This is a genomic window from Stenotrophomonas sp. CFBP 13725 (assembly GCF_014841935.1).
Taxonomy (GTDB): Bacteria; Pseudomonadota; Gammaproteobacteria; order Xanthomonadales; family Xanthomonadaceae; genus Stenotrophomonas.
In genome coordinates, this window is sequence record NZ_JACYUV010000009.1 from 112,106 (window position 1) to 121,444 (window position 9,339).

8 protein-coding genes are annotated in these 9,339 nt (G+C 64.2%); all 8 read right to left on the bottom strand.

Annotated features, from left to right (window positions below; all coding sequences use genetic code 11):
• Positions 1-48 precede the first annotated feature (48 nt).
• Positions 49-918, bottom strand: coding sequence for an energy transducer TonB (locus tag IFT65_RS14780; RefSeq protein ID WP_192082060.1), 870 nt, complete (start codon positions 916-918; stop codon positions 49-51).
• 77 nt (positions 919-995) lie between these two features.
• Positions 996-1,355: a hypothetical protein gene (locus IFT65_RS14785; protein WP_192082061.1), complete on the bottom strand. Its 360-nt coding sequence runs from the start codon at positions 1,353-1,355 to the stop codon at positions 996-998.
• Positions 1,356-1,441: 86 nt separating this feature from the next.
• Entirely contained in the window at positions 1,442-3,172 is a 1,731-nt protein-coding gene (gene aceK / locus IFT65_RS14790; RefSeq protein WP_192082062.1) for a bifunctional isocitrate dehydrogenase kinase/phosphatase, read from the bottom strand.
• A 113-nt stretch (positions 3,173-3,285) separates the two neighbouring features.
• Positions 3,286-5,517, bottom strand: coding sequence for an NADP-dependent isocitrate dehydrogenase (locus tag IFT65_RS14795; protein WP_192082063.1), 2,232 nt, complete (start codon positions 5,515-5,517; stop codon positions 3,286-3,288).
• Positions 5,518-5,683: 166 nt separating this feature from the next.
• Positions 5,684-6,787: a hypothetical protein gene (locus tag IFT65_RS14800; RefSeq protein WP_192082064.1), complete on the bottom strand. Its 1,104-nt coding sequence runs from the start codon at positions 6,785-6,787 to the stop codon at positions 5,684-5,686.
• 571 nt (positions 6,788-7,358) lie between these two features.
• Positions 7,359-7,868, bottom strand: coding sequence for a hypothetical protein (locus tag IFT65_RS14805; RefSeq protein WP_192082065.1), 510 nt, complete (start codon positions 7,866-7,868; stop codon positions 7,359-7,361).
• A gap of 43 nt (positions 7,869-7,911) precedes the next feature.
• Positions 7,912-8,202 carry a LysM peptidoglycan-binding domain-containing protein gene (locus IFT65_RS14810; protein WP_192082066.1) on the bottom strand — a complete coding sequence of 97 codons (291 nt, stop codon included), beginning with the start codon at positions 8,200-8,202 and terminating at the stop codon, positions 7,912-7,914.
• A 107-nt stretch (positions 8,203-8,309) separates the two neighbouring features.
• Positions 8,310-9,128, bottom strand: a complete 819-nt coding sequence (gene queF / locus IFT65_RS14815) for an NADPH-dependent 7-cyano-7-deazaguanine reductase QueF (protein ID WP_192082067.1) — start codon at positions 9,126-9,128, stop codon at positions 8,310-8,312.
• Positions 9,129-9,339: the final 211 nt, after the last annotated feature.

The window sequence follows — 9,339 nt, forward strand, 5'->3', positions numbered from 1 at the left end:
TTCCGCACCGCTGCATGATCCGACACCAGGCCATCTGGACCGTGCGGCTCAGCCCAGCGGGGTCAACAAGCGGGGGCCTTTGTCTTCCCCACCCACCTTGTACACGCCACCGGCGACGAGCGTATCGGTCGCATCCGTCTCGCCTTCGCCTGCGGACAGCCACGGCGCCCGCGACTTCGGACCCGGTATGAAGGCCTGCCACTGGCCGTAACGCGCGGACGATCCCTCGATGGAGTACTGCACTGGCACGCGCACGGTCCAGTAATCTTCCTGTACGTCGCTACCCGTGGTCGGTGGGCGGAACGTCCACTTGCGCGCCGCCAGCAGGGCGTTACGCTCCATCAGCGCGCGCAGGCTCTGCAACTGCCGCTCCGATCCCACCACGTGCATGTTCACCTGCTCCGCCACCACATCGGCCACCGTGCCATCGCGTGCCACACGCAGCAGCAGATTCACCACGCCGGCACCCCGCGCATTGAAAAGTGCCTGCGGATAGGCCGGCGGGTTCATGCGCAGAAAAGTTACCGTGTCAGTCGCCTCCGGGTCGTACTCTTCGAAGCTGGCGCTTTTCAGCACCACATTCATGCGCTGCTCGTCGGCACGCTCTGCCGCCAGGCGCAGGCTGACCGGGCTCTTGGCGCGAACCGCTTTTCCATCACGCAGCACCGGCTCGAAACGCCACTGAACGACCGTGCGTTTGACCAGATCCCTTATGTCCGCATCGACCTTGTCCTCATGGTCCAGCGTGAAGCCGTCTACCGAGCCGTCGGTCGCGATGCCGACGGTGCCAGTGAGGATCATGCTGCCTTCGATCTGCGCGCGCGCCGCGCGGGCGGACTGCGCCGGCGCCGTGTCGGGTACCAGCATGCCGCCGGTGCCGAGGGCCAATGCCATGCCAAGCAAAAGATTCGTACGCATCCTGACTGCTCCGTGTCGATGAGCGCAGAGGATAGCAAAGTGGTGCAGGCAAGCGAGTGACCCGAACCTCCACCCTTCTATGCGAGCTTTGCCACGTGATTCTCAACGGGCCTGTCGACCTTGAGGTGGCTGCAATGCTTGGCGCGATACGCCTGCTTGGACGCGATCTCGAGGTCCTGCTCGTAGTGCCGCAGCATCGGATCCCTCGCCTGCGCTGCGCGCTCGGCGGTTCCTGCCTGTTTGATCTTGTCAGACGGCTTTCCATCAGGCAGTTGGCAGAATGAGGTCTCTCCATTGCTGACCTGATGTGGCAGCACGGCGTTGGAAGCGGAGACCGGTCCACCCGAATCAACGCTGTGGATTTGGGCTGCGATGCCGCGGCTCATCGGCGCCGGAGCACGCTGTGGGATGTTCTGTGCAATGGGATACAGGTTCACGCAGATCTCCGGTTCTGGATACAGGCTCGTATCGTGCCCTGCGCCAGCACGCGACGCTTGCAGCTTCCGGTCGTCTGATCGTGCTCTCAGGCCAAACGATGCGAGCTGCCATAGGGCGGCGTGTCGGGCAGCACACCGTCAGCAAACTGCTGCTGCAGGTCACGCCACCACGCCGGATCGAACAGGTGCCCGAAGTGCTCGCGCACCGCGGTCAACTCCAGGGCCGGCAGCCCCATGAAGGGCCCGAAACGCTGTGGAAACACATCCCGCGGTCCCACATGAAACCACGGCTCGTCGGACATCGCGTCTTCATCGTTGCGCGGCGTCGGCCAGTCGCGGAAAACGCAGTCGCTCACCAAGCACAGTTCGTCATAGTCGTAGAACACGGCACGACCGTGCCGTGATACGCCGAAGTTCTTCGGCAGCATGTCGCCGGGGAAGATATTGTTGCGCGCCATGTCGGTGATCGCCTGGGCATAGTCCAGCGCCGCTGCCCGGACACCGGTCGGCCCCTGTTCGCGCAGGTACAGGTTCAGCGGACGGAATCGCCGCTGCACATAACACAGCGCGATCTCCACCGTTTCATCATCCACCTGCACGCTCAATGCGCACTGTTCGCGCAGCTCCTGCAGCAGTGCCGGGGCGAAGCGCCTCGTCGGAAAGCGCAGGTGCCGATACGGCTGTGCGTCCAGCAGTCGGCCTACCCGGTCCAGGTTGAACACGAGTGCATACTTGTCTTCCACCTGCTGCCGCGACATGGCCTTCGGCCAGGCGAACCGGTCGCGGATCAGTTTGAACACCAACGGATAACTGGGCAGGGTGAACACGGCCATGACCATGCCAGGCGTGCCCTCGGCATGTACCAGCTGCTCGTTGGCCTGCTCCTGGAAATGACGGAAGAAGGTGCGGTAGCGCTCGGTCTTGCCCTGCTTGGCGCGTCCCAGCACCGTGTAGATCTCATCGATGGGCTTGCCGGGCAGCAGGCTGCGCAGGAACACCACCGCATCGCCCACCGTGGAGAGGTTGGCGTGGAAGTAGCTGCGCGATACCCCGAACAGATGGGCCACGTCGGCACGCCGGGTCAGTACGGCGTCTGCGCGCAGGCCTTGGCCATCGTTCACCAGCGCGATGATGCAGGGGGAGAAACGGTGCTCGCCGAAGACGCGGCCAACCAGATAGGCACGTCGTTCGCGGTAGAACACGGTATCCAGCAGTTCGATCCCGCGCACGGGATGCGTCCCCCAATGTGCCAGGTCGTCCTGCAGCCGTATCGATACAGCAGCAGCGCAGCGTAGCTGGTGGACATACGGCACACCGAAACGATAGTCGCCCAGCACGCGCATCAAGGCATCGGCCGGGCGATGTGCCGACACGGCATAGACGTGCCGCGCGACCGGATGGGTGATCGCATCGGAAGGTTCGACGTCGAGCGCGAGGAACTCCACCTGCCCATCCACGCCGCGTGTTGCAAACAGCCGGCGTGCGAGGGTGTTGTAGAAGGTTTTATACAGCTCGGCGTCGATCAGGGTGCTCAGCAACGACGTGTACCGCGCGTGCACCTGCAGCCACAGCGCGCGCTCGCCGATGGCATCGCCTGCCAGCAGACGCAGGGTCCCCATGCATGAGGCAATGCAGCGGTCATACAGCCCGATGCGCTCGACCGCGTCCTGCTGCGCGGCTTCCCACTGCCGCTGTTCGAAACGTCCTTTCGCGCGCGCCGTGATCGCAGCGAAGCCTGCGTGGTAGTCCTCGAAGCCATCACGGATGGCCGATGCCATGCGCTGGGCCAGCTCGGCGTCGATGTCGATCGGGGACATGGCAGGCTCGGTACCGGAGACGTGCCCACCTTACCCGGTCGCCGCTACCGGTGCCCGGATGCAGAAAGGCCCGCGCACTGCGCGGGCCTTTCCTTGCTACAACCGGTGGACGATCAGCCCTGCAGCTGTTCCAGCGCGGTGTTCAGCGTGGCACTGGGGCGCATGGCGGCGGCAACCTTCGCCAGGTCCGGGCGGTAGTAACCGCCGATGTCCACGGCTTTGCCCTGCACCGCGGCCAGCTCCTCGACGATCTTTGCCTCGTTCTCGGTGAGTGCCTTGGCCAGCAGAGCAAACTTCGCTTTCAGCGAGGCATCTTCATCCTGCGCGGCCAGTGCCTGCGCCCAGTACAGGGTGAGGTAGAAGTGGCTGCCGCGGTTGTCGATGCCACCCAGCTTGCGCGAGGGCGACTTGTCGTTGTCCAGGAACTGGCCGTTGGCTTCATCCAGCGCCTTGGCCAGCACGCGTGCCGCTGCGTTGTCGTAGCGGTTGCCGAGGTGTTCCAGCGAAGCGGCGAGCGCCAGGAATTCACCCAGCGAATCCCAGCGCAGGTAATCCTCTTCGACGAACTGCTGCACGTGCTTGGGGGCCGAACCACCGGCACCGGTCTCGAACAGGCCGCCGCCGGCCATCAGCGGGACGATGGACAGCATCTTCGCGCTGGTGCCCAGCTCCATGATCGGGAACAGATCGGTGAGGTAATCGCGCAGCACGTTGCCGGTCACCGAGATGGTGTCCTCGCCCTTGCGGATGCGGTCCAGCGAGAACGCCGTCGCTTCCACCGGCGTCAGGATGCGGATGTCCAGGCCCGTGGTGTCGTGGTCCTTGAGGTACGTCTCCACCTTGGCGATGACCTGGGCGTCGTGCGCGCGCGACGCGTCCAGCCAGAACACGGCGGGCGTGCCGCTCAAGCGCGCGCGCTCCACGGCCAGCTTCACCCAATCCTGGATCGGCGCGTCCTTGGTCTGGCACATGCGCCAGATGTCACCGGCCTGCACAGGGTGCTCGAACACCACCTTGCCGGTTTCGTCGGTGACCTTGACCACGCCGTCGGCGGCGATCTGGAAGGTCTTGTCATGCGAACCGTACTCTTCGGCCTTCTGTGCCATCAGGCCCACGTTCGGCACCGAGCCCATCTTCGCCGGATCGAATGCACCGTGGGTGCGGCAGTCATCAATCACCGCCTGGTAGACGCCCGCGTAGCAGCGGTCCGGAATGACCGCCTTGGTGTCCTGCAGCTTGCCCTCGGCATTCCACATCTTGCCGGAGTCGCGGATCATCGCCGGCATAGACGCATCGACGATGACATCGCTCGGCACGTGCAGGTTGGTGATGCCCTTGTCCGAGTTGACCATGGCCACGGCGGGGCGATGCGCGTACTCGGCTTTCAGATCGGCCTCGATGGCGGCGCGGGTGGCTTCCGGCAGCGACGGCAGACGTGCAGCCAGGTCACCAATGCCATTGTTGGCATCGAAGCCCGCCTGCTTCAGCACATCGCCATGCTTGGCCAGCACGTCCTTGTAGAACTCGTTGACTGCCACGCCGAACATGATCGGGTCGGAGACCTTCATCATGGTCGCCTTGAGGTGCAGCGAGAACAGCACGCCCTGTGCCTTGGCGTCTTCGATCTGCTCACCGATGAAGGCGGCCAGCGCCTTGCGGCTCATCACCGCAGCGTCGACGATCTCACCGGCCTTCACCGCCGTCTTTTCCTTCAGCACGGTCTCGCTGCCATCGGCTGCATGCAGCGTGATCTTCAGGCTGCCTGCGTCAGCCAGGGTGGCCGACTGCTCGCTGCCGTAGAAATCGCCCGACTCCATGTGCGCGACGTGCGACTTGGACTCGCTCGACCACGCGCCCATGCGGTGCGGATGCTTGCGCGCATAGTTCTTTACCGACAGCGGGGCGCGACGGTCCGAGTTGCCTTCGCGCAGCACCGGATTGACCGCGCTGCCCTTGACCTTGTCGTAGCGCGCCTTGATCTCGCGCTGCGCATCGTCAGCGGGGCTTTCCGGGTAATCCGGCAATGCGAAGCCCTGCTGCTGCAGTTCGCTGATGGCCGCCTTCAGCTGGGGCACCGAAGCGGAGATGTTCGGCAGCTTGATGATGTTCGCTTCCGGCGTGGTGGCCAGCTTGCCCAGTTCGGCCAGGTCGTCGTTGACCTTCTGGTCGTCTTTCAGCCGCTCCGGGAACAGCGACAGGATGCGGCCGGACAGCGAAATGTCGCGCGTTTCCACCGCGATACCGGCGGTGGCGGTGAATGCACTGACGACCGGCAACAGCGACTGGGTCGCCAGGAACGGGGCTTCATCGGTCAGCGTATAGAGGATCTTGGGCGTATTCGACATGGGGGATCAGGACTCTTTGCGGATCTCAGGGGAAGGCCGGCGCCAGCGCCGGACCACGTGCAACCGTGTCGTGCACAGGGCGCGGAGCCCTGGCGGGGTAACCCCTGCATTGTCCCCATTTCCAGCGTGCGGGGCAAAGTTCCGCCATACGTAAAGGTATGCAGGTTTACTTGAAAGCAGACTCGCGCGCTACAGGCCGCTGCCCCCGGGATCGGGGCGCGTAATGCCTCAACCATAAGCTGTTCAGTAGTTGGCGCCGCAGCAGACCGCTGTCATCTTCCGCCATCGTGTTGGCCTTCTCAGCGGGGGTAATGCCGTCGGCCAGCAATGTTTCAACCCGGGCCACGTGGCAGCGTTGCCTTAGAAAACCTTGGGCGCAACGGCTGAGCTGAAGCGCTTCGATCACACCGTCCAGCGCTTTTCCATCGGCCAACCGGGGAATGGCCAGGGTGTCCACTACCAGACGCTCGAGCTTCCCATCGGCGCCGCCGGGAAGTCGCAACGCGCTGATTACGCTGCGGCATCCGTCACCACGCTTTACCCGCTCCAATCCTTCAGTCACTGCAACGATACAACTTAGGTGATCCTCGCCATGCATATCCAGGGCGAGCTCCTCTGCGAGGTCCCACCACGCCTGGCCAAGGCGCAGGGGGAGCTTGGCATCCACCAAGGCTTTCTGCAGGGCGGTGCGTCCTTCCACATCCAGCTCGAAGGCGTCGGACACCTGCTCCCACCCCTCACCCTGCAGGACACGTGCAAGGCACGGCCCACGTGCGGCGGCCTTGTGCAGGATGCTCCGCAGATGGAGGGGATCACTCAACCCGAGCTGCGCCATGACATCGCGCCAAAGGTGACCTCGCCGGATCAGCTGCGTGCCGACAGTTTCGGCCACCACATTCAGCAGGCGCCGGTTCAAGTCGGGAAGGCCAAGGGTCGCGCATACCACGCTCCATTCCCCCCCGTCACGCAGGGCCGCAGTGGCCGTCCCTTCCAGCACCCGGCGCAGTACGCTCTCTTGCACGTCGTCCTTCAGCTTCAGCGACTCGACCACGTTCCGATAGGTGTCGCCTTGATCGATCCATTGAACGGCCACCTCGACCTCCACGCGCTCGAGTTCCTCCCGGGCAGCCCGCCAGGGATACGTCGATCCTGGGCCGGTGCCTGCTTTCAGGCATCGCCACGTTGCGGCGGCCACGCTTTGCCACAGGCTGCTCTCGCAGGCCACGCCCGCTTGAGATAGCGCATGCGGTGGAAAGGTGCCCTGCGCCATCAGGAGGTCCACCCGCTGTCTGGCCGCGAGCTTCTCCAATGACGGCGGCGTTGCCGCGGGGACCGGCAGTCGTCCACCCTCGCGCAGCGCAGCGCGGCAGCACGCCTCCAGCGGTGCCGCGCTGACTCCTGGCACCGCGGGGCAGACGACTTCTTCGGCACGGCACTGACTCTGTGCCCTTATGGACATTTCCCTGCACAGCTGGTTTCGAATCCGCACGACATCTATAGGACAATCGGGGCGATTGCTCAGCTGAAGGAGTTCCCCGAAAGAAGTCCGGCATCGCCGTACACGACCGGCGGTGCCCGGAATCCCCGGAATCCCCTTTGCAAAGAAGGCGGGGGTGGGTTTTGCAACCATTGCTACAAGCGGCTTGATCGCCATCCGTGCCAGATGTGGATGACGATGCTAGTAGAGGCGCTGACCAATGGCTTCCAGCCATCGCGCAGCGCCACGCCGCGCGCTCGGCCCTGCCGACGACAGGGCGCCAGTCGGGCAAAAAAAAAGACGCAGCCTCGCGGCTGCGTCCATCGTGAGTCCACTACCGGGAGAGAGTCGGTAATGCGTGGACTTACTTGACCTCGAACTCCTGCGGGGTACCTGCCGCCTTGCCGTCCACCATGACTTCCGCACGGTACTTGCCGGCCGGCCAACCATTGGCGTTCTTGAAGCTGATGTTGGTGGTCTCGGCGCCGCTGGTGTTCAGCGTTGCGCTCTGCTCACCGGCCACCTGACCATCCTGGAAGGTCAGCTTGGCGCCCACGTTGGCATTGTTCGCGGTTCCGTCGGTACGAACCGAGACGATGATCTCGTCTTTGGGTGCGAACAGCGCTGCAGTTGCAACGGATTTATCCGCCGCAGCCGTTTTGCCAACAGTTACCGAAGCAACATTCACCGAAGCCGCTTCGGCCATCGGCGGCGGTGGGCCGGTCATCGGGGCCGGTGCGGTAGCGGGTGCGGTTTCGGCCGCCGGGGTGGCGGTGGTATCGACTGCAGGCTCGTTCTTCTTGCAGCCAACCAGGGCGACGCTGCCAAGCAGTGCGACAAGCAGGCCATTACGAAGCGTGTGGGTACAGGTCATAGGGTTTCCTCCAAGGGGTACGGCGATAACGCGGAATGTCGTTTTACTTCGGCGGCAACTTCAGCACCTGGCCCGGCTTGATCTTGTCCGGATCATCAAGCTGGTCACGGTTTGCTTCATAGATCTTGTTCCAGGCGTTCGCGCTGCCCAGATGGTCTTTCGCGATCTTCGACAGCGTGTCGCCTGCCTCGACGGTGTAAGTGCCACCCACGACCTCGGCGGTGCTGTCGACAGAGGACGAAACGCCGGAGAAATCGGCCTTCGGGACCTGGTCTGCCGTGCTGTCCACCTTGGCGCTGACACCGGAGAAATCGGCTTTCTTCTCGGTACTCATCAACACACTCCCGTCTGCATGACTACGTGGCAAGCACGTTCGCACACAGGTTGTTAAATAGGGATGGTTTTCGCGTGAAGCCTGTGCCGCCCGGGGGGCATGCGCCGTTACTGGCGCTGCTCCCGGTAGGTCGTTGCCGGCGTCGCGATGCCGTGGCTGGCCCGCCACGGATTGATGTCCAGGCCGCCGCGGCGGGTGTAGCGTGCTTCCACTTCCAGCCACTGCGGGTCGCAGCGCTGGCTGACCTCGCTGAAGATCCGCTCCACGCACTGTTCGTGGAATTCGGCATGCTCGCGGTAGCTGACCAGATAGCGGAGCAGGCCGCTGCGGTCGATCTTCGGCCCGTGATAGCGCACGCTCACCGTTGCCCAGTCGGGCTGGCCGGTGACGGGGCAGTTGGACTTCAGCAGTGCCGACACCAGGGTTTCCTCGACCACCTGTGACGCATCGGCCAGCAGATAATCCGCGCGCGGCGGTCCATAGCAGTCGATATCCACGTCCAGCCCATCAATGCTGTCGCCCAGTGGCACCTCGCGCAGCGGCGGCAGGCCGAAGCGGACGTCTACCGGTGCACCGGCGCAGGCGGACAAGTCGGTTGCGATACACGCACTTAGGTCCTCTGCGGTATCGAAGCGGGCACTGTTGAGTGAGTTGAGATAGAGCTTGAACGACTTCGATTCCACCAAGCTGGGCGAGGTGCACGGCACCTGCACCGTAGCGACGGCGACGCAGGGTTTGCCCCGGCCATCCAGCCAGCCGAGTTCAAAGGCGTGCCAGCGGTCATGGCCGACGAACGGCAGCGCCGCCGCGTCCAGGCCGATCTCGGCGCGTGCCGCCGCGCGGGGGATGGGGAACAGCAGGCCGGGGTCGTACTGCGATGGGTAACTGACCTCGCGACCGAGGCTGGAATCCTGGGGGGTATTCATGGCGCTCATTGTAAATGAGCGGGTCGAACGGGTGAGACCCCCTCGCGGTGGGCTGCTGCGAAAAGCGGGTTACGTGTTGGGGGCCGGGCGGTGGGGCGGGACGGGGGACGGCAAGAGCCGCATCCATGCGGGCCTCGTTTCGTGCCATCCATGGCACGGGTACACGTCATCGCATTCGCGCTGCCGCTCCCACGCTTTGCTGCGCAAACCG